The 21377-nt window shown below is 48.9% G+C and carries 19 protein-coding genes and 1 pseudogene; 14 read left to right on the forward strand and 6 right to left on the reverse strand.

What is annotated here, in order from left to right; all coding sequences use genetic code 11:
* Positions 1-167 precede the first annotated feature (167 nt).
* Positions 168-2246 (reverse strand): thiamine pyrophosphate-dependent enzyme, encoded by a 2079-nt coding sequence (locus tag K3G39_RS17310; RefSeq protein ID WP_220627434.1) that lies wholly within the window; start codon positions 2244-2246, stop codon positions 168-170.
* A gap of 194 nt (positions 2247-2440) precedes the next feature.
* Between K3G39_RS17310 and hemF the strand changes: the two genes are divergently transcribed.
* From hemF to K3G39_RS17330, 4 genes are all read left to right on the forward strand, one after another.
* Positions 2441-3340 carry an oxygen-dependent coproporphyrinogen oxidase gene (hemF, locus tag K3G39_RS17315; RefSeq protein ID WP_220627435.1) on the forward strand — a complete coding sequence of 300 codons (900 nt, stop codon included), beginning with the start codon at positions 2441-2443 and terminating at the stop codon, positions 3338-3340.
* 114 nt (positions 3341-3454) lie between these two features.
* Complete coding sequence (locus tag K3G39_RS17320; RefSeq protein ID WP_220627436.1) at positions 3455-4042, forward strand: phosphatase PAP2 family protein; 588 nt, start codon at positions 3455-3457, stop codon at positions 4040-4042.
* Positions 4043-4085: 43 nt separating this feature from the next.
* A complete protein-coding gene (locus tag K3G39_RS17325; protein ID WP_220627437.1) occupies positions 4086-6458 on the forward strand; it encodes a TonB-dependent receptor in 2373 nt (790 codons plus the stop codon).
* A 4-nt stretch (positions 6459-6462) separates the two neighbouring features.
* The gene (locus K3G39_RS17330; protein ID WP_220627438.1) at positions 6463-7395 is read left to right on the forward strand and encodes a DUF4249 family protein; all 933 of its coding nucleotides are present in this window, start codon (positions 6463-6465) and stop codon (positions 7393-7395) included.
* Between the two features lie 3 nt (positions 7396-7398).
* Here the strand turns inward: K3G39_RS17330 and K3G39_RS17335 are convergent, their stop codons facing one another.
* Entirely contained in the window at positions 7399-7986 is a 588-nt protein-coding gene (locus K3G39_RS17335) for a riboflavin synthase (RefSeq protein WP_220627439.1), read from the reverse strand.
* Between the two features lie 243 nt (positions 7987-8229).
* Between K3G39_RS17335 and K3G39_RS17340 the strand changes: the two genes are divergently transcribed.
* The 4 genes from K3G39_RS17340 (at position 8230) to K3G39_RS17355 (ending at position 10803) form a co-directional block, all read left to right on the forward strand.
* A complete protein-coding gene (locus K3G39_RS17340; protein WP_220627440.1) occupies positions 8230-8892 on the forward strand; it encodes a protein-L-isoaspartate(D-aspartate) O-methyltransferase in 663 nt (220 codons plus the stop codon).
* Between the two features lie 86 nt (positions 8893-8978).
* Positions 8979-9509 (forward strand): acyl-CoA thioesterase, encoded by a 531-nt coding sequence (locus K3G39_RS17345; protein ID WP_220627441.1) that lies wholly within the window; start codon positions 8979-8981, stop codon positions 9507-9509.
* Positions 9510-9524: 15 nt separating this feature from the next.
* Entirely contained in the window at positions 9525-10184 is a 660-nt protein-coding gene (locus tag K3G39_RS17350) for a hypothetical protein (protein ID WP_220627442.1), read from the forward strand.
* 241 nt (positions 10185-10425) lie between these two features.
* Entirely contained in the window at positions 10426-10803 is a 378-nt protein-coding gene (locus tag K3G39_RS17355) for an NADAR family protein (RefSeq protein ID WP_255594451.1), read from the forward strand.
* A gap of 129 nt (positions 10804-10932) precedes the next feature.
* Here the strand turns inward: K3G39_RS17355 and K3G39_RS17360 are convergent, their stop codons facing one another.
* From K3G39_RS17360 to alaS, 4 genes are all read right to left on the reverse strand, one after another.
* Positions 10933-12042 (reverse strand): TlpA disulfide reductase family protein, encoded by a 1110-nt coding sequence (locus K3G39_RS17360; protein WP_220627443.1) that lies wholly within the window; start codon positions 12040-12042, stop codon positions 10933-10935.
* 144 nt (positions 12043-12186) lie between these two features.
* Positions 12187-13644: an Asp-tRNA(Asn)/Glu-tRNA(Gln) amidotransferase subunit GatB gene (gene gatB, locus K3G39_RS17365; protein ID WP_220627444.1), complete on the reverse strand. Its 1458-nt coding sequence runs from the start codon at positions 13642-13644 to the stop codon at positions 12187-12189.
* Positions 13645-13694: 50 nt separating this feature from the next.
* Positions 13695-13910 carry a hypothetical protein gene (locus tag K3G39_RS17370; RefSeq protein WP_220627445.1) on the reverse strand — a complete coding sequence of 72 codons (216 nt, stop codon included), beginning with the start codon at positions 13908-13910 and terminating at the stop codon, positions 13695-13697.
* A gap of 118 nt (positions 13911-14028) precedes the next feature.
* Positions 14029-16662 carry an alanine--tRNA ligase gene (alaS, locus tag K3G39_RS17375; RefSeq protein ID WP_220627446.1) on the reverse strand — a complete coding sequence of 878 codons (2634 nt, stop codon included), beginning with the start codon at positions 16660-16662 and terminating at the stop codon, positions 14029-14031.
* A 203-nt stretch (positions 16663-16865) separates the two neighbouring features.
* Here alaS and K3G39_RS17380 point away from each other — a divergent pair, with 203 nt between their 5' ends.
* The 6 genes and pseudogenes from K3G39_RS17380 (at position 16866) to K3G39_RS17400 (ending at position 21372) form a co-directional block, all read left to right on the forward strand.
* A complete protein-coding gene (locus K3G39_RS17380) occupies positions 16866-17213 on the forward strand; it encodes a MerR family transcriptional regulator (protein WP_220627447.1) in 348 nt (115 codons plus the stop codon).
* Between the two features lie 18 nt (positions 17214-17231).
* Positions 17232-17942, forward strand: a pseudogene (locus K3G39_RS21215) (DNA-processing protein DprA).
* Positions 17905-18369, forward strand: coding sequence for a DNA-processing protein DprA (locus K3G39_RS21220; RefSeq protein WP_370627278.1), 465 nt, complete (start codon positions 17905-17907; stop codon positions 18367-18369). The pseudogene K3G39_RS21215 and the gene K3G39_RS21220 overlap by 38 nt, the downstream one beginning before the upstream one ends.
* Positions 18370-18498: 129 nt before the next feature.
* A complete protein-coding gene (locus K3G39_RS17390; RefSeq protein WP_220627448.1) occupies positions 18499-19314 on the forward strand; it encodes an aminotransferase class IV in 816 nt (271 codons plus the stop codon).
* A 186-nt stretch (positions 19315-19500) separates the two neighbouring features.
* Complete coding sequence (locus tag K3G39_RS17395; protein WP_220627449.1) at positions 19501-20565, forward strand: Gfo/Idh/MocA family oxidoreductase; 1065 nt, start codon at positions 19501-19503, stop codon at positions 20563-20565.
* A gap of 90 nt (positions 20566-20655) precedes the next feature.
* Entirely contained in the window at positions 20656-21372 is a 717-nt protein-coding gene (locus K3G39_RS17400; protein WP_220627450.1) for a 3-ketoacyl-ACP reductase, read from the forward strand.
* Positions 21373-21377 lie beyond the last annotated feature (5 nt).

Genomic DNA, 21377 nt, shown 5'->3' on the forward strand with positions numbered 1-21377 from the left:
TTTGTTGCTGTTGCGCTACCATCTGAATGCTCTCTGATTCCACCAGGAGATACGAAAAAAGGAGCAGAAAACTTAATTCCTGCTCCTTTAATTCTCCAGTTTTCACGGAGACTTTTTCAGTGCCCTCGCCCTGTGGCGGGGGCTTTTTGATCAACCTATACCTGAGATTAATAATTCAGCAACTCTTCTATGGCAGCGGCTACTTTATCAGGATTTGGAAGCATCATTTTCTCCAGTTCGACATTCAAAGGTATAGCAGGCAGGTTGGCGGCACCCAGGGTATAGACTGGCGCATCCAGCTGCTGGAAACACGCTTTCGAAATACGACCGGCTAATGATTCAGCGAATGAGTTCATCAGTGGTTCCTCGGTCAATACTAAAGCTTTACCATGGCGGCGAACTGAGGCAACTACTGCTTCAAAATCTAAAGGGTTAAGTGTGCGCAGATCCAGGATCTCTACACTGCCTTTAAATTGTTTTGATGCTGTTTTGGCCCAGTATACGCCCATACCGTAGGTAATCACGGTCATGGAGTTACCCATACGCATTTCCTCATCGCTTGCATGCTGCACTACATTGGCTTTGCCAAGCGGCAGGATGTAGTTTTCGTCTGGTTCTACTGTTTTGGCATCTTCGGTGCCGGCTACTTTCGACCAGTACAGGCCTTTGTGCTCCAGCATGATGACCGGATTCGGGTCCAGGAAGGCGGCTTTCATCAAACCTTTCATATCAGCAGCGTTGCTCGGGTATACCACCTTAATACCACGTATAGTTAACAAGGTCGATTCGATGCTGCCGGAGTGGTACGGACCGCCGCCGCCATAGGCACCGATCGGCACCCGGATCAGCGACTGCACCGGGAACTTGCCCATCGACAGGTAACAGCTTTTTGAAAGTTCTTCTACCAACTGGTTCATACCCGGCCAGATATAGTCTGCAAACTGGATCTCCACGATCGCTTTTGCTCCCACAGCGGACATACCTGCGGTTGAGCCGACAATGTAAGCCTCCTGGATTGGGGTGTTGAACACGCGGTTGTCACCATATTTCTTGGCCAGCAAAGCAGCTTCACGGAATACACCACCAAGTTCACCTCCTACGTCCTGACCGTAAAACAGCGCCTCCGGATAAGTACGCAGGATATCGTCTACAGCATGAAGAGCGGCGTCCACCATAATGGTTTTTTGAGCACCGGATGGACTGCGTTCACCCAGCTCTTCAGTTACAGGTGTTAATGCAAACTCGTGCTGGTCAAATGTAACGGGATCAGGTACAGGCGCATCCAATGCACGCTGGTAGTCGGCTGCTACTGTTTTCTGAGCTTCCTGTTCCAGCCACTGTACTTCTTCAGAGGTTACTTCTGCTTCCAGCAAAGCCTGCCGGAGTTTCGGGATCGGGTCGTTTACGCTGTGCTCCTGCAGGTTGTCTCCGCGGTACCACTCACGGCGCACCCCGGAGGTATGGTGACCCAGCAAAGGCACTTTGGCGTGCACCAGGATCGGCTTGCGGATCTCCCGCACATACTCAAATGCTACCCGCATACCTTCATAAGACTCAGTAAAATCTGAGCCGTTTACACGCAGTCGTTCCATGCCCTTAAAGCCAGCCGCATATTCGTAGGCATCCATAGCACGCATTTCCTTGCCGGTGGCCGAAATGCCCCAGTCGTTGTCCTGCACCAGGTATACGATGGGCAGATTCTTGAGCACCGCCATCTGGAAAGCCTCGGCTACTTCGCCTTCGGTTACAGAACCATCGCCCAGCGAGCAAAGCACAACTGGTTTTTCCGCGCCATTGGCCAGGCCCTGCGATTCGAAATAAGATAGCGCGTGTGCCATACCTGTGGCAGGTATAGCCTGCATGCCGGTCGCTGAACTTTGGTGCGGAATCGTCGGGAAGCCCTCGCGACGCAGTGACGGGTGTCCGTAATAAGTACGGCCACCTGAGAACGGATCATCTGCCTTTGCCATCAGCTGCAGCATCAGTTCGTATGGTTGCATGCCTATACCTAGTAGCATGGAGTCATCGCGGTAGTAAAGCGAGGCGTAATCGTAAGGCTTCAGCTGAAAGGCGGTAGCCAGTTGAATGGCTTCGTGGCCGCGCGATGTGCTGTGCACATACTTGCTACAAATCGTTTTATTTTCTTCGTAGGTGTCTGCCATGGTTTTGGCAGTTATCATCAGGCGGTAGGCCCTTTTAAGGATAGCAGTGTCAATCTTAAAAGCCTCCATCAGTTCTTTTGACATAGGTTGCGCTTAGTTTATGCCCGAAGTTAAGCAAAAAAGCCCTTTTTCTGAAATCCTTACGAATGTTCGGTAGAGCGGCGTTATTTTGGTAATTTTGTGTTCTGATTTTAAGTGTGTAGTGCTTTACACTGGTTTTCAGGAATAGCACTCATACAAAATCTGATGTCTTTTGTCTTACAACTAACATCTATAAAATGTTCAGAGAAGAAGTTAAAGCTTTTATGCGCCAGTTCCAGCTGGATTTGGTGCGTGACCTTGAAAACTGCGATGGTGGTGCTACTTTCCAGAAAGATGAGTGGCAGCATGAGCAAGGCGGTGGCGGCATTTCCCGCATCATTGAGAATGGAAACGTGCTCGAGAAAGGCGGCGTCAACTTCTCTGCCGTTCAGGGTGAGCTTTCTCCCCAATTCCTGAAAATGCTGCAGATGCCCGACCCGAAGTTTTTTGCAACAGGCGTTTCGGTAGTCATGCACCCGCACAGCCCGATGGTGCCGATCACGCACATGAACGTGCGTTATTTTGAGGCGGGCGACGGCACGGCCTGGTTTGGCGGCGGCATCGACCTGACACCTATTTATGTTGATTTGAAACAAGCGCGGGAGTTCCACGAGGCCATGAAAGCCGTATGCGATAAGCACCATCCCTCCTATTATCCGGAATTCAAGAAATGGGCAGACGACTATTTTTATAATGAACATCGCCAGGAAACACGCGGTGTAGGCGGCATATTCTTCGACCGGCTGATGGCCACTGACGAGATCAGCATGGAAGAACAATTTGCCTTTGTACGCGATGTGGCCTATGCTTTTGCGCCTTTCTATACCAAGATCATCAACGAGAATCGCAATTTGCCTTTTGGGGAGCGCGAAAAACAGTGGCAACTGATCCGACGTGGGCGCTACGTCGAGTTCAACCTCGTGTACGATCGCGGCACCAAGTTCGGACTGGCCACCAACGGACGCATCGAGTCGATTTTGATGAGTCTGCCGCTGCACGCCTCCTGGGTATACAACCACAAACCGGAAGCGGGTGGACCAGAAGAAAAAACGCGGGGCTACCTCAAGAAAGAAATCGACTGGATCAATATAGCTTAGCGCTGCATTGCAGGAAATGATAGCTCGTGTTTAATTTCTGACAAATGAAAGACAGGTTTCTCGCCATTATTTCTAATTCAGAATTTCTAATTTTTAATTAAGCGTAGCGTTCATATGCTCGATCAACTGGAGAAGCTGGACCAGGAACTGTTCCTATACCTGAACGAACAGCAGAGTCCGTTCTGGGACACCGTGATGGTTACGGTTTCCAACAAATACTTCTGGATTCCTTTTTACCTACTGCTTATCGGCTACATCATCTGGCGCTATAAAATGCAGAGTATCCCGATGCTGCTCATGGCAGTAGCAGGTATAGGATTGGCTGATTATGTGGCTTCTGGCATCTTCAAACCGTATTTTGCCCGTCTGCGTCCGTGCCACGATCCAGAGCTTTCAACAATGGTGAACCTGGTGCAGGGCTGCGGGGGTAAATTCGGCTTCCTCTCCTCCCACGCCTCCACGGGTTTTGCACTGGCTGTTTTTTTTAACCTGATCCTCTCCGATCGTTACCTGATCTTCAAGATTGTGCTGGTGATCTGGGCTGTGCTGGTTTCCTATAGTCGTATTTACCTGGGCGTGCATTATCCGGGTGATATTATTGGAGGCGCTTTGGTAGGCACTGGTACGGCCATGCTGGCTGTGGTGGGCTACCGGTTGTGGCTGCGAAAATATACCCGCTTTCAGCATGAACCTTTGACATAATCCGCTGTTTCTGTCGTATTGTTAGAACAGCTGATTTCCGGACTTGCAACTACGACGCTTTTTATACCTGTTTCTGCCGCTATTACTCCTGCCTTTGCTACCCGCCTGGGCACAGGATGACTTTGTTCTGCGCGGCCAAGTGTTAGACGCAAATACAGCAGCACCGCTGGCAGGCGCTTCCATCAGTTTGAAAGAACGCCCTTCTATCGGCACCGTCTCGGAGCCCGACGGCAGGTATAGCCTGCTTGCGCCGGCCGGGAGCTATACCTTGGTTATCCGCTACATCGGTTACGAAAACCAGGAAACGCCGCTGCATCTCTTTCGCAACGAAACCCTCGATCTCAAACTAGCCCCGGCTACCTACAGCACGCGGGAGGTGGAAATCATCGGCACACGACTCAAACCCATTACCCAAACCGCCACGATGGGCGAACTAGATATTCCCATGCAGTCGGTGAAGAGGCTGCCGGTACTGTTTGGCGAGACGGATATCATGAAAACAGTGCAGCTGATGCCGGGAATTCAATCTGGTGGGGAAGGTAATACGGGCTTTTATGTACGCGGCGGTGGGTCCGATCAGAACCTGATACTGCTCGATCAGGCGGTCGTCTATAATCCGGGACATCTGCTCAATTTCTTCTCGGTCTTCAACAGCGACGCCATCAGCAATGCCACGATGATCAAAGGAAATATGCCGGCCAGGTATGGTGGACGACTTTCGTCGGTGCTGGACGTGGAGTTGCGCGAAGGCAGTGCCGACAGTCTGCAGGCTGAAGGCGGCATTGGAATGATCGCTTCCCGACTGACGGTGCAGGGACCGCTGATTAAAGACAAGTCTGCCTTTATCTTCTCGGCCCGCCGGACCTATGTGGATGTTCTGTTCGGCCCGTTTTTGCGGAACACCGAGCAAGGTGGTGTGCCTTATTATTTCTACGATTTTAACGGGAAGGTCTCCTATACCTTGTCACCCGAAGACAAGCTATACCTGAGCGGTTACTATGGCAAGGATGCGGGTACGCTCACGCTTTCTTCCGGACGCTTTGAGGCCGATTTTCAATGGGGAAATGCCACTGCCACAGCTCGCTGGAATCACCAGTTTTCGGACAAGCACTATGTGGATGTTTCAGCTATACTGAGCGACTACGCGTTTGATTTCACCTGGGATTTCGGCGATATTACAACCTCAGTGGAAACCGGCATCCGGGATTATACCCTCAAGACAGATTTTGCCTATACCCCTTCAGCGCAGCATCATTTGGAATATGGGCTGCAGTACACGCACCATACCTTGCGTCCCCGCACGGGCAGCGCCGAAACCGCTGAGGGTGATGTATTCACTACGGACCGGATTCTTTCCAAAACTGCCCATCAGGCAGCGATCTACCTTTCTGACGAATGGAACGTGACGGACCGGCTATTGCTGAGTCTGGGTATACGCGGCAGCTATTTTGCGCAGATGGGGCCTTTTACTTTCTATGAGTTTGACCAGAATCAATGGGCTGTCGATTCGGTAGCGTATGGCGATGGAGAACGTGTGAAGACTTTTCAGGCGCTGGAGCCGCGGGTATCAGCTCGCTATACCTTGAGTGCGACATCGTCTGTCAAAGCCAGCTATACCCGTTCGGCGCAGTACCTCCACCTGGTTTCCAATGCCTATACCACCTTGCCGCTGGATGTCTGGGTGCCGAGCTCAGCCATTGTGGAGCCGCAAAGGGCGACCCAATATGCGATTGGTTATTTTCAGAGCTTCAGCCAGAACATGTACGAAGGCTCAGTGGAGCTTTATTACAAAACTATGGCAAACCAGCTCGAGTACCGCGAAGGTTTTGTGGCCGGGCCGAGCAACCGCGATCTGGAATATGAATTTGTTCGTGGCAGCAGCGAGTCGTACGGAGCGGAGTTTTTCCTGCGTAAGAACTATGGCGACCTGCAGGGTTGGATTGGCTATACCTTATCACGTACTGAACGCACATTCCCCGACATCAACCAGAGTCGTCCCTTCCCCGCCCGCTTCGACCGCCGGCACGATGTGTCGCTGGTGGCCACTTATATCTATAATCCGCGCTGGACCTTTGGCGGCAGCTTCGTCTACGGCACCGGGCAGGCGACCACCATGCCCGAGCGGCGTTACCTGATTGAAGGCACGGTCAATTACCAATACGGCGACCGCAACAGCTTTCGGATGGAGCCTTTCCACCGTCTTGATTTGTCGGCCACTTTGGAGGGAAAAGCGCAACGCAGGCTGCAGTCGAGCTGGACTTTTGCGATCTACAACGTGTATGGCCGCCGCAATCCCTTCCTCTACTACATCGATAGCGAGGGCGCACCCTACGGCACAGATACAAAAGTGCAGGCCAAAAAGGTGTCGCTGATTCCTTTCCCGCTGCCATCAGTCACCTGGAATTTTAAATGGTAAAACGATGCAACTGAGATATTTCCTGCTTTTGCTGTTACTATCTTTTCTCACCGCCTGTGAAGAGAACCTGACCATTGACATACCTGCCGGGCAGGAGAAATTGGTGGTGGAAGGGCATATTGAGCAGGGGGCGCCGCCGGTGGTGGTACTCACGCGCAGCAGGCCGGTTTTTGCGGGCTTCTCTCCTGCCGATATTGAAGACAGTTTCGTGCACGGTGCGCAGGTGGTGGTGTCGAGCGGCGGACAAAGCTATACCTTAAAAGAAGCGCCAGCCGTTGCCTTTCGGCCTGAACTGCGGCGCGTGGTTTCGGAGCAATTTGCTATACCTGAAGAACAACTGACTGGCAACAGCAATTTTATTTTCTATGTCTATACCTCCGAGGAGTTGCTGGGTGAAGTGGGCAAAAGCTACCAGTTGCGGATCAGTTACGAAGGGCGTGTGCTGACTTCTTCTACTACTATCCCCAACCTGAATCCGCTGCAGGAGCTTTTTATGCAACCCCACCCCGACCCAAGTCAGGACAGTTTGTTCACGCTGTTTTACCGCTACCAGGATCCTGATACAATCGGAAACAGCATTCGTTATTTTACAAAGCGCAACAGCGAGCCTTTCTACCCGGGCTATTTTGCTTCTGTCTTCAATGACGAGCTGATCAATGGCGTACAAAATTTGAGTTTCCCACTAGACCGTGGCGAGCCACGTGGTCAGGATGTGGACTTCGATACTTACAGCTACTTTGCAAAAGGTGACACGGTTATTGTGCGCTGGGCGGCAATTGATATTGAACATTACCGCTTCTGGTATACTCTGGAGAACGAGCGAAACAATAATGGCAGCCCCATCGGCTCGCCTAATACCACGCGGTCAAATATTAATGGTGGACTGGGCGTATGGGGTGGCTATGGGGTGACCTATCATCAGATTGTAGTGGAGTAAGGTTTAAGCTTTCCCCAGCAACCTCGCCACATACTTCCCGATAATATCAAACTCCAGGTTAACAGTCGCCCCAGGCTTTACCTGGTGCAGATTGGTATGTTCGTAGGTATAAGGGATGATCGCTACAGAAAAACGGTCCTCCTGCGAATTGACTACCGTCAGGCTGATGCCGTTTACCGTCACAGAACCCTTCTCCACGGTTACATTGCCTAAAGTTGTATCATAACGGAACGTAAAAACCCAGCTGCCATTCTGATCTTCTACAGATTCACACACTGCTACCTGGTCCACATGCCCCTGCACGATGTGGCCGTCGAAGCGGCCGTTGGCGCTCATGCAACGCTCCAGGTTTACTTTATCACCCACTTTCAGGTTGTTCAGGTTCGTTTTCTGCAGCGTTTCGTCGATAGCTGTTACCGTATAGTCAGTCTCTGAAATATTCACTACCGTCAGGCAAATACCGTTGTGGGCCACACTCTGGTCTATCTGCAATTCGTGCGTGAAAGGAGACGACAGCTTGAAATGCTTGTTGGTGCCTTCTTCCTGAATGGCCTGTACTTGGCCCATACCTTCAATTATACCTGTAAACATGGCTCTGTGGGGTTGTTAATTCAATTCAAAATTAACCATGTTTTCACTTAAATGCACGGTCATACTCTGCAAATCCGTGCGCTGGCAAGATTAAATTGCGATCGGGTTAGGTAACTGTGGGCAGGTATGCTTATTTTCGCATACACGAGCTTCAGGCTGATTTCAGGCAAGGTATAGCGGAATTTCTATACCTGAAACTGTTCAGCGTGCTTGTTTTTTACATTATAAAAGACTCACAGGGAAATGCAGACAGATTTGTACAAGCACAAAGGCATGCGCCGCGCCTTAGTAAAACAGTTGAGAGACAAAGGTATACGCGATGGACGGGTGTTAGCGGCAATCGAAACTGTACCACGGCATTTTTTCTTTGAGAAAGCTTTCCTCGAACAAGCCTACCAGGACAAAGCTTTTCCGATTGGCGAGGGCCAGACCATCTCACAACCTTATACCGTGGCCTTTCAGACGGAGCTTTTAAGGCTGCAACCAACCGACAAAGTGCTTGAGATCGGGACCGGTTCCGGTTACCAATGCTGTGTGCTCTTGCAGATCACGCCCAAGGTATACACCATCGAGTACAACAAGCCACTCTACGATAAGGCGGTGAAGTTTTTCAAAACGTATGGCTTATTTCCGCATACCTTCCACGGCGATGGTTCTCAGGGACTACCAGCCCATGCCCCTTACGATAAGATCATTGTGACGGCAGGTGCGCCAGGTATACCGAAAACGCTGGTGAGCCAATTGAATATTGGTGGCATTCTCGTGATCCCTGTTGGAGGCGAGTCGAGCCAGAAAATGCTGCGCATTACCCGCACCAGCGAGAGTGAATTTGCACAGGAAGCATTCACCGATTTTAAATTCGTACCATTGCTCGGTAAATCCGGCTGGGACAAGCCTTCTTTTTAAGGTAAAGTAAAACTCTCTAAATTTTTACCCGGCTTTTTGTTTGGCCGCCTGTCCCCTATATTTGCGGCAGATTTTATAGAACAGACATGCGTAAACAGAAAAAAGTAAGCGAATCCTACGTGATCATGACCGAGTTGGTATTGCCCAATGATACCAACACCCTGCACAACCTGATGGGCGGCAAAATGATGCACTGGATGGACATCGTGTCGGCCATCGCCGCCCAGCGTCACTCCAACCGCATCGTGGTAACGGCTTCGGTAGACAACGTTTCTTTTGCTGAAAGTATAAAACTGGGCAATGTGGTCACTCTAGAAGCCAAGGTAACCCGTGCTTTTTCCTCTTCTATGGAGGTGCACATTGTGGTGTATGCCGAGGACATACCTTCCGGACGAAAAGTTATGTCGAACCAGGCCTTCTTTACTTTTGTGGCAGTTGACCAGTCTGGCAAAGCGATTGATGTGCCAGAGGCTATACCTGAAACAGAAGAAGAGATCAAGCTTTATGAAGGTGCACTGCGTCGTCGTCAGTTGCGCCTGGTGCTTGCTGGCCGTATGAAGCCGAGTGAAGCAAACGAATTGCGCTCCATTTTCGATCTTAAGGAAGATCAGGATTAATTTATACCTATACAAATGACTGCACTCACGCCAGAGCAACTAAACAGCGAGTTTCTCCGACATTTTATGCCGGAAATGCTATACCTGATCGCAGAAGATCAAGTAGCTGGGCTCGATGTGCCTGCTGTTGCGCCTGAAGTAGAAAGTGCATCAGATTTTTCTGTGTCAGCAAGTTCCGAACAACCAGCCGAGTCTACCAGCCAGGCAACTGCAACCCCGGTTCCCTCAGTTTCTGCTGCAGCTATACCTAAAATACCAAAAGTTGAAAAGACGCAACAGCCAAAGTCTTTTGAGGTGATTGGTGATAACCGCAAGGGGCTGGTCGTTTTGGTCACGCTGCCAGAGCCAGCATTCAAAGCTTTGCCGCAGTCCGATTTTCTGATCAAGATTCTGGCTGCGATTGGTTTTGGTCCTGCTGATGTCGCTTTTGTGAATAACGTATCCGGTGCCACGACCAGGTTTGAGGCTCTTTCTGATGCACTTCAAACCAATTATATCCTCAGCTTCGCCAGCCGCCTGGATACTGAGCTGCCACACGATAAATTTACGCTTTACAATCCGGTGCTGGTTGGCAGTGTACCAGTGGTTTTTTCGCAATCGTTAGCTGTGCTCGATGGTGATCAGGAGCAGAAGAAGCTACTTTGGGGAGCGCTACAACGCGTGTTTAAAAAGTAATTCGGGATTATGCTCTTCAGTAAACAGTTCATGGGCTTATTTATTGCCAGTAATTAAAACCCATTATGAACCAACAGCTACAAAAGCTAAAGGAAAGATATGCTGCCGGAGAACGTCTGAAATATTTGTTTTTTTGGGGCCATTTGCCAGGACATGGACAGACGGTTGGTCCGTTCCTCTTCAGCCAATGGTATCCTTCTGAATTTACTGTAGACGGTATTAAATATCAGACGGCAGAGCATTGGATGATGGCTGGAAAGCAAAACTATTTAAAGATAAGGAAACGGAAGAAAAAATTATCAATGCTACGACTCCGGGACATGCAAAAGATTTGGGCAGACAGGTAAAAAACTTTGATAATCAGAAGTGGCTAGATAATAGATATGATATCGTCAGGGCTGGTGCTTATCACAAGTTCAATGCTCATGAATACATGAAAAAATATCTGCTCTCAACAGCAGACAGAATATTGGCTGAGGCCAGCCCCGTAGATAATATTTGGGGGATTGGTATGCCAAAGGGCCATCCTGATGCTGAAAATCCTATAAAATGGGAAGGCGAAAACCTACTAGGTTTTGCGCTTATGGATGTGAGGGAGGAAATGAAGAATAGCAATTAATTCCTGGCAACGACAGAATAATGCAAGAGACTGCTTAACGGTCGAAGATCATATTACGGAATGCTTATAAACCAGAAAAGCCCCTCCTGTACGGAAGGGCTTTTCTGGTTTTAGAGGTATAGCTATATCTTATTGAACGAGCGAAGCAATTTTAGCTTCCAGTTCTTCTCCTCTCAAACCTTTGGCGATAATATTTCCTTCTTTGTCAAGCAGAATAGTCTGTGGGATGGCGTCGACTTGGTAAAGTTGAGCCGCAGAACTTTCCCAGCCTTTCAGGTCAGAAACTTGTGGCCACGTTAATTTGTCATCTGCGATTGCCTTCAGCCATTTTTCGCGTGACTGGTCCAGCGATACACCGAAAATCTCGAAACCTTTGTCTTTATACTTATTGTACATCTTCACCACATTCGGATTCTCTTTGCGGCATGGTGCGCACCAACTGGCCCAGAAATCGATCAGCACGTACTTACCTCTGAGTGAGGAAAGGGCAATTGCTCCACCTTCCGGTGTCGGAAGCTTGAAGTCTGGTGCAAGGGAGCCAATGGCCGTTGTGCGCAAGGATCCAAGTCGCTCCGTCAATGTTTTTGTATACTTCGACTCAGGCAGGTGCTGGGTATAAAGCGTGAGCATGCTATCGGCAAAAGCAAAATCCAGTTGCGGATTCACCAGGCTCAATGTTCCAAATGCCGACACGATGGATTCAGGGTGACTGGCAATGAAATTCTTAACCTCTTTTTGCAAATTCAGATACTGCTGTCGGTACCCTTCGGCTTCCTCCGTTTTACCTTCCGACATGGCACGGTTAAATTGTTCGCTCAGCGCCATTTCCTTCTGACGGTTTTCATTCACCATCTTGTTCAATTGCTGGAAGAGCTCCGAGTCGTCTGAGTTTTCGAATTTGGCGGTGTTGTTCAGGTCGCGCGCATCAGCCTCTACTTTGATTGCCTTATTCTCCAGCACCATCATCATTGCATTTTGCTGGTCAAGGCCAAGTCGGTACAGCGTTGGTTCTGTCACCTCGCCCTGAAAAGTAAACGTGCCATCCTGACTAATATCAGCAGTGTCGCGCGCAATGAATTGCTGTTCTCCCAGTTCAAACAAAAAAATCTGACCTGGCGTGGCATTTTGCAATTTCCCTTCTATAGAATAGGCGCTGCCGTTGGTTGCTGTTTTGTTGCCCTGGCAGCTGGCCATCAATGCAGCCGCTGAAGCCAATACGACATAGTTTCTTAGGTTCATATTTATCTTTGTTGACTGTTTGATAAAAGACTATTAGACAAAGTAATATATCATCAAGCAGGCTCTCCTATCAAAAATAGAAGAGCTTGAGTGTTGACAACTTTGAGTAAAGCAATAAGAACAAGCTTCCTTTGCCCGATATAATTAAGCGTTCAACCCTTCTTGTAGCAACTTGTTTGCCACTTTCGGATCGGCTTTACCTTTGGTTTTCTTCATGATCTCACCCATGAACATACCTATCAGCGATTGTTTGCCTGCTTTATATTCTTCCACTTTCTGTGGATTAGAAGCCAATACTTCAGCTACTATAGTCTTCAAAGACTCAGAGTCTGAATCCTGTAACAGATTCTGCTCTTCGGCTACCTGGTGTGCAGGTATACCCGGATTCTCCAGCATGTAAGGGAAAATTTTCTTGGCCGCTACCGAGTGACTCACCTTGTTGTCGTCCACCAGCGCGATAATCTCCGCGATGGTGTGCGGCTGCAGTGGGAAGTCCTTAATGTGTAGCTGCAGTTCGTTCAAGTATGACTTCACCGGACCCGTTACCCAGTTGGCTGCACCTTTATAGTTTTGAGTGTGCTTGCAAAGTTCTTCGTAATACAACGCAATTTCTTTCGCGTCTGTCAATACACCCGCGTCATATTCAGACAGTCCAAATTCTTCTGTGAAGCGCTTGTACAGTTCCTGCGGCAGACTTGGCATGGTTGCCTTAATGCGCTCCAGCCACTCCTGCTCGATCACTAGAGCTGGCAGGTCCGGCTCAGGGAAGTAGCGGTAATCATTCAGTGTCTCTTTTGAACGCATGGCCGTGGTCGTGCCGGTGTTCGCATCGAAGTTGCGGGTTTCAGAATCAATCGTACCTCCATTTTCGATCACCATGATCTGGCGCTCTATTTCGTGCTCGATGGCACGCTGCACGTTGCGGAATGAGTTCATGTTCTTCACCTCTACCTTTGTACCCCAAAGCGGTGAATCTTTCAGCATCACCGAAATATTGGCGTCGCAACGCAATGAGCCTTCTTCCATGTTGCCGTCGCAAATCTCCAGATAACGCACCAGACGGCGGATTTCCGTCAGGTAATTATAAGCTTCTTCTGAATCACGGATATCCGGTTCCGAAACGATCTCAATCAGCGGCACGCCGGCACGGTTCAGGTCAATCAGCGTTTCGGTTTCGCCTGCCAAGTGTATGGATTTACCAGCATCCTCTTCCATGTGAATCCGTGTAATACCGATACGTTTGTCATTGCCTGCAGCATCTTTTACGTCCAGATAGCCAGCCGTACAAATAGGTGTTTTGTCCTGCGTGATCTGGTAGCCTTTCGGAAGATCCGGGTAGAAATAGTTTTTGCGGGCGTAGATGTTGTAGCGTCTGATGTCGCAGTTTGTCGCCAAACCCATCTTCACAGCCATCTCCACCACAGACTTATTTATGCGTGGCAGCGTACCGGGGTGACCCAGTGTAATTACGCTCAGGTTTGTGTTTGGCAGTACGCCATACTCGGTTGAGTCAGACGAGTAGGCCTTGCTCTCTGTCAGCAGCTGGGCGTGTACTTCCAGACCGATAATCGCCTGGTATTTGTCTCTTATTGCTTTATCCATGATTCTTATTTGGAAAGCTGTGCTTTTATATGTCTAATTTGGGATATATACTAGTCGATAAATGACTTTTTTTCTGTTACCATCATAAAGACTAGGTACAAAGCCAGACTGTTAATCAATAGTAAACCCAGCAGGTATACCCATTGCTGTTTCTTGTTTTGCTCTTGTTGCTGAAAGCTCTTCAGTATAAAAATGAGCCCAACTGGAGCCAGCAACAAGCCAAGAGCAGCGGGACCAAAACCTACTATTTCTTTTGCGGGGCTCATCAGCTTTATATACCTTGTCAGTAAGCTTAGCGGAACTGCCGAACCAACTGCCCAAAGTATAAAGGTATAAAATGATTTAGCCTTGTCTAAATAAGGCGTTTCTATACCTGCCACTTACCTATTGCAGTAGACCTTTCACCAATTCCTGTGCCTTACCTGGCACGGCCTGCAAACCAGCAACTTCCTTGCCACCAGCAGTAGCGTAGAACGGCTGTCCACCGCCCCCTCCTTTTATCTCTTTGGCGAGTTCGCGCACCATTTGGCTGGCGTTCAGTTTTCGGTCAGCAACCAGGTTATCCGACAGCATCACCGCAATCTGTGGCTTGCCGTCAATCTCGGCGGCCAGTACCAGCACCAGGTTGTCAACTGCCTGACGCATGTCGAAAGCCAGTTTTTTCAGGTAGTCGGCGTTGCTTACATCTACTTTTTCCGCAACAAAGTTAACCCCATCAATCGATTGGGTTTTCTGTACCAGACTTTCTTTCAGGCTAGTGAGTTGCTTCAGCTCAAATTGCTCGAGTTGCTTTTGCAGGGCTTTGTTGTCTTCCTGCAACTTCTGCACAGCACCTGAAATATTGCTGTGTGTACCGAGTACTTCACGCACGGCGTTCAGCTCGTTCAGCTGTTGCTGCATGTATTCTTCTGCTGTTGCTGCTGTGGTTGCCTCGATGCGACGCACGCCAGCAGCTACGGAGCTTTCTGATAGAATTTTGAAATAACCGATTTCACCAGTGTTGTGCACGTGTATACCACCGCAAAGCTCCACAGAGTGGTCACGGTCGAAGGCTATCACACGAACAAACTCGCCGTATTTCTCACCAAACAGTGCCATGGCACCCATTTCTTTGGCTTGGGCAATTGGCACGTTGCGTTGCTCTTCTAAAGGTATAGCCTGGCGCACACGCTGGTTCACGATTGTTTCAACTTCCCGCAGTTGCTCGTCGGTTACTTTGGAGAAGTGCGAGAAGTCGAAACGGAGTACTTTTTCGTTCACCAAAGAGCCTTTTTGCTGCACATGCTCACCTAAAACTTTACGTAAAGCGGCATGCAGTAAGTGCGTAGCAGAGTGGTTCTTACGAATCAGGTTGCGGCGCTCAAAATCGACTTCGCTTTTGAAAGTAGCCTCTATATTCTGTGGCAGCTTAGAAGTGATGTGCAGAATCAGGTCGTTCTCCTTTTTCGTGTCGAGCACTTCAATTTGCTCTGCATCCGAAATCAAATATCCCGTGTCACCTACTTGTCCGCCGCTTTCGGCATAGAACGGCGTGCGGTCGAGCACAACATGGTACTCACTCTTGTTCTTGGTCTTCACCTGACGGTAGCGCACAATGTGCGAATCAGCCACGTTATGCTCGTAACCTAAAAACTCCGTCTCCACGTCTGGCTGAATAATCACCCAGTCGCTCTGCTCCGATGCCGAAGCGTTGCGGGAGCGGTTTTTCTGCTGCTCCATCTCTACACCAAAACCAGCTTCGTCCACCTTCAGGCCTTTTTCGCGCGCAATCAGCGCAGTCAGGTCCAGCGGGAACCCGAAGGTATCGTACAGTTCGAAGGCGGTTTTGCCGTCGATGGTATTGTTGTTCTCTTTAAATCTGGCTTCCAACGCATCAAGTCGCTTCAAACCATTTTCCAGCGTGCGCAGGAAGGCATTCTCTTCTTCCTCAATCACGCGCTGCACAAAGCTAAGTTGTGCCTTCAGTTCCGGGAACACGGTTTCCATCTGGTCGGCCAGCACAGCTGCCAGTTTGTAGAGGAATGGCTTTTTGAAGTCCAGGAAAGTGAAGCTATACCTAACAGCACGGCGCAAAATGCGACGAATCACATAGCCTGCCTTGTTGTTAGAGGGCAGCTGTCCATCCGAAATCGCGAAGGCAATAGCACGTATATGGTCGGCCATCACGCGGATAGCAATGTCTACTTGCTCGTTCTCACCATAAAGTACACCGGCCTCTTTGGCGATGAACTGAATCAGCGGCTGAAACACATCGGTATCGTAGTTGGAGCGCTTGCCCTGTATGGCCATGCACAAACGCTCGAAGCCCATACCTGTATCCACGTGCTGCGCAGGCAGTTTCACCAGCGAGGCGTCGGCCAGTCGGTTGAACTCCATGAATACGTTGTTCCAGATTTCGACAACCTGCGGATGGTCTGCATTCACGAGTGTTTTACCATCAACCTGCGCACGTTCTTCGTCGGTACGCAAATCCACGTGTATCTCCGAACACGGACCACAGGGACCTGTGTCGCCCATTTCCCAAAAGTTGTCCTTCTTGTTGCCCATCAGAATACGGTCTTCCGCAATCATAGACTTCCAGATGTCAAATGCTTCCTGGTCCATTGGCAGGTTCTCAGAGCTATCACCCTGGAAAACTGACACATACAGCCTGTCTTTCGGCAGTTGGTATACCTCTGTCAACAGCTCCCATGACCAGGCAAGGGCTTCTTTCTTGAAATAGTCACCAAATGACCAGTTGCCCAGCATCTCGAACATGGTGTGGTGGTAGGTGTCGTAGCCTACTTCCTCCAGGTCGTTGTGTTTGCCCGATACACGCAGACACTTTTGGGTGTCGGCAATGCGCTTAGACGGGGCTGGTTTGTTGCCCAGGAAGTAATCCTTGAAAGGCGCCATACCTGAGTTGATAAACATCAGGGTGGGGTCATCCTTTACCACAAGGGGTGCTGACGACACGATCTGGTGCTGTCGCTGCGCGAAGAAGTCAAGAAACTTTTGTCTAATCTCAGCTGAGTTCATCTATGATTATTAAGCCTTTAGATACAATCTGCTATACTTGTTGTTTAATAACAAAAAATATAGAATTTTTGCCTTATAGAAACAGCCCTTTCGGGCAATGCTTATGCGGGCCTGCATTAGGGCAAAAGTAGCAATTTTAGCCGTAATAGTGCGTGCTATACCCGAAAATTAGTGCTGTGACCCTATACCTTGAAACCGACACTATGCCTTATAAAGAGAAAGAAATCGAAAAGCAGTACTACACCATCGGGGAAGTAGCTGCCATTTTTGACGTTGCCCCTTCGCTGATCCGCTTCTGGGAGACCGAGTTTGACCAGCTCAAGCCAAAGAAAAACAAGAAAGGCAATCGTCAGTACACCGCCAAAGACATTGAAGAACTGCGTTCGGTTTACCATCTGGTGAAAGAGCGCGGTTTTACGATTCAGGGCGCCAAGGAAGTACTCAAGAACAAATCGGTACAAACCAAGGATAAGATTGAGATCATCAACTCGCTGGAGAAAGTGCGTTCTTTCCTGGTAGGTATAAAAGAGCAGCTGAACACAAAAAGCTAAGCCTGCGTACCTTGGTGCATGTCACACGAAGCTCAATTTGAAGTTGCCCTCTCATTTTTGCCCCACGTCGGCGACCAGCTGACAAAGGTGCTCGTGAGCTATTGCGGCTCCGCCAAAGCTGTGTTCGATGCGCCTGTTGCCAAACTGATGAAGGTGCCAGGTATAGTTGAAAAGGTTGCTAAAAGTATACGCGACAACGGCCGCCAAGCTTTGCTGGAGGCGGAAGATGTGCTTAAAAAGGCGGCAGATAAAGATGTTCAGTTGTTGTTCTATACCTCTCCGAAGTACCCGAACCGACTAAAACAGCTTCCTGACTCTCCGCCCCTACTCTATTTCCGTGGTAACACCGACTTAAACCATCGCCGCATTATCAGTATTGTAGGCACCCGTTAACCAACGAGTTATGGTCAAGGTATAACCGAGCGGATAGTTGAAGAGCTGAAGCCCTATAATGTGATGATTGTCAGCGGGCTTGCTTACGGCATTGACATTGCCTCACATCGGGCCGCTTTGCAGGCGGGCTTGCCCACTATTGGCGTTATGGCTTCCGGTCCTGACACGATTTACCCAGGCGTGCACAAGAAGTATGCAGAGAAAATGCTCGAGCAAGGCGGTATGATTACAGAGAATACCTTCGGCACCAAACCCGATGCGCCACGTTTTCCGGCCCGCAACCGCATCATTGCAGGGTATGTCCGACTGCACGATTGTGTTGGAAGCGGCTTTTAAAAGTGGCACCTTGATCACCGCGGATATTGCCCATAGCTATGATAAAGACGTAATGGCTGTGCCCGGAAATATAAACTCACCCATGTCGGAAGGCACGAACTGGCTTATTAAATCGCACCAAGCTGCCGTGCTGACCTCCACACAAGACCAGATCGAACTATTGAACTGGGATGTGGAAGATAACTTGGCGGCGAAACGTGCGAAGTCTATACCTTCGCTAGATCCGGCGGACTTTACACCCGAAGAAATGCAGGTACTGCAAGTGCTGATTCAATCTGGTGAAGAGCAAATGGACAACTTGGGATGGAAGTCACAAGTACCGGTTAGTCAATTGGCCTCCGTGCTGTTATCGCTTGAGTTTAAAGGAATGGTGAAAGCCATGCCAGGGAAGCGTTTTGCCCTGATCCGACAAATTTTAATAGATTAAAGTGTTGATTTGCCAGATAGAGTAATTTCGTATTCCTCATTTTAAGTGTATAGTCTACATGCAGAATTTTTATCTCTTCGTGAAATCAGCTTATAGTTTTAAACTTTGAACTCTTAAACTAAAGAAATCTTGCTTCTCTACAACAACGCCTTCCTACCATTGCAAGACCTGAAGCTCCCAGTTACGAATCGTGCTTTTCAGTATAATGATGGGTTTTTTGATACAATGATGGTGGTTGCTGGCAAGTTGTGTTATTGGCGCGACCATCAGGCGCGTATGCGGGAAGCTGCTGACGCTTTGAGCTTAGCTATACCTGACAGTTTTTGGAATGGTGAGTTGAAAGATAACCTGTTGCAGTTGGCCAAACAGCGCAAGGCTTTAAAGTATGGCCGCATCAAATTAAAGGTATGGCGAACTGGTGGCGGTCTTTACTCTCCACAATCAAATGAAGTGGAGTGGCTGGCGACGGCCCAGGTTGCACAACCTATACCTGATGCAGGTATGCGGATCGGGATTTGCAAGTCAGTAAATACAATTTTTTCTCCCCTCTCCCATTTTAAAGGTCCTCAAGCCCCGCTTTATGTGCTGGCAGGTATAGAGAAACAGGCCAGTAGTTTTGATGATATGCTTCTCTTAGATGCAGAAGGACATGTCTCAGAACTGATTTCTTCCAATATCTTCTGGATGAGGGAAGAAGTGCTGATGACCCCTCCGCTGGAGACAGGGTGTATAAACGGTATTTTGCGGAGAAACATTCTGCGCTGGTATGAGCAACAAGGTATAGCTGTGCAGGAGATTTTAGCTAAACCAGAAGAGCTGGCTCACGCTGATTGTGTGTTTGCTTCGAATGTGACAGGTATAAGAAATATAAACCAGCTGGAACAAACTACTTTAGCGACTGAAAGCAATTGGCTACAGGGCATAAAATATGGCTTGCAGATATAAACAGGTATAGCTGGATAATGGAACCAGCGTCTTTACCTTATACCTTAAACTTAATTATTGTTCGTGCGTCTGTTTTGTATTTTCTGACAGAGAAACAAGTCTCTTTTTTTGGCTGCAGCGTTCATGCACGTTCCTGCTCTCAAATTAACCTCATTAACTTTATGTTTTGCCAAACTATAACTTAAGATGATGCAGCAAAAAATTTCAGTAGGCCTTCTGGGCTTCGGAATGGCCGGACGGGTCTTTCATGCACCCATTGTGTCAGCTATCGGCGGTTTGAGACTCAGCAAAATAAAAGCGAATCGACCCGAAAGCATTGCCCTGGCAAAACAGCTATACCCTGATACAACCGTTGTTAGTGACACTTCTCCAGTCTTGGAAGACCCTGAGATTGAGCTGGTGATAGTTGCGACGACCAACGCTACTCATTTCGAGCTGGCAAAAGCTGCCTTGCAAGCCGGAAAGCATGTGGTTGTCGAAAAGCCCTTTACCGTGACTTCAAAAGAGGCAAACGAACTCATAGAATTAGCCCGTGCTGAACGAAAGCTGCTGACTGTGTATCAAAACCGCCGTTGGGACAGCGATTTTAAGACAGTAACAAAACTGCTCGAAAATGAAATGTTAGGGCGATTAGTAGAGTATGAAGCGCACTTCGACCGTTTCCGGCCTATACCTGCCCACAACACCTGGAAGGAAGAAAACCAGCCAGGCACAGGTATACTGTATGACCTCGGCTCTCACCTCATCGATCAGGCACTTGTTTTGTTTGGCACTCCCCGGGAGGTATACGCCGACTTACGCACCCAGCGCAGCTGCGGGCAGATCATCGATAGCTTTGACCTGAGTCTCTATTATGCCAATGGCTTTAAAGCAATTTTGAAAGCAGGTATGCTGGTGAGGCAGCCGGGCCCTCGCTTTCTACTTTCAGGCGACCAAGGCTCTTTTGTAAAGTATGGCCTCGATGTGCAGGAAGCTGCCCTGAAAGCCGGCCTCGCTCCTACGGCACCAAATTGGGGCGAGGAGCCGGAAGAGATCTGGGGCAGGCTGGATACAGAAGTACACGGACAAAGAATCGTGGGTAAGATCCAGAGTGAAGCGGGTGATTATAGGGGCTTTTACGAGAATGTCCGCGATTCCATCTTAGGTATAGCAGAACTTGATGTGAAAGCTGTACAGGCTCGCAATACCATCCGAATCATTGAACTGGCCATGCAGAGTAATGAAAAGAAGCGTCGTTTTCCTTTTGAATAATAGCGTGTGTTGGCGAATATTGGGAGCAACCCTCATTTTTTAAGGCAGACTGTCGTATATTTGTAGCTACAAACATTGCATATTTATTACATGGAATCATTAAAAGGAAAAAGTGCTCTGATCACAGGCGCTGGTAAAGGTATAGGCCGTGCCATAGCAATTGCGCTGGCCAAAGAAGGTGTAAATGTAGGTCTGCTAGCCCGTACAACATCACAACTGGAAGAAGTGGCAGCAGAAGTGCAGCAACTGGGCGTAAAAGCTGCTGTCGCTACCGCTGATGTGACGGATATAAACTCAGTGAATGAAGCAGTGAAATATATCGGCACTGAACTTGGCCCGATCGACATCCTGATCAATAACGCAGGTACTGCTAAGTTTGGCAAATTTCTGGAACTGGAGCCTGCTGACTGGGAGCATATTATTCGTGTCAACCTGATGGGGGTATATTTTGTAACCCGCGCCATGCTGCCCGAAATGATCGAGCGCCAGACAGGTGATATCATCAACATATCTTCTACAGCCGGACAGCGGGGTGCTCCGGTTACGAGTGCCTATAGTGCTTCGAAATTTGCTGTTATTGGTTTGTCTGAGTCGCTGATGCAGGAGGTGCGCAAGCATAATATCCGGGTGAGCACGCTTACACCAAGTACTGTGGCAACTGACATGGCCATTGATCTGAATCTGACTGATGGCAACCCGGAGCGCGTGATGCAACCAGAAGACTTTGCCGAACTGATCGTGGCACAGCTCAAACTGAACCGTCGCGTATTCATCAAGGAAGCCGGAATCTGGTCCACTAACCCATAACAAAC

Origin of the sequence: Pontibacter sp. HSC-14F20, from assembly GCF_019599265.1 — a bacterium.
Lineage (GTDB): Bacteria > Bacteroidota > Bacteroidia > Cytophagales > Hymenobacteraceae > Pontibacter.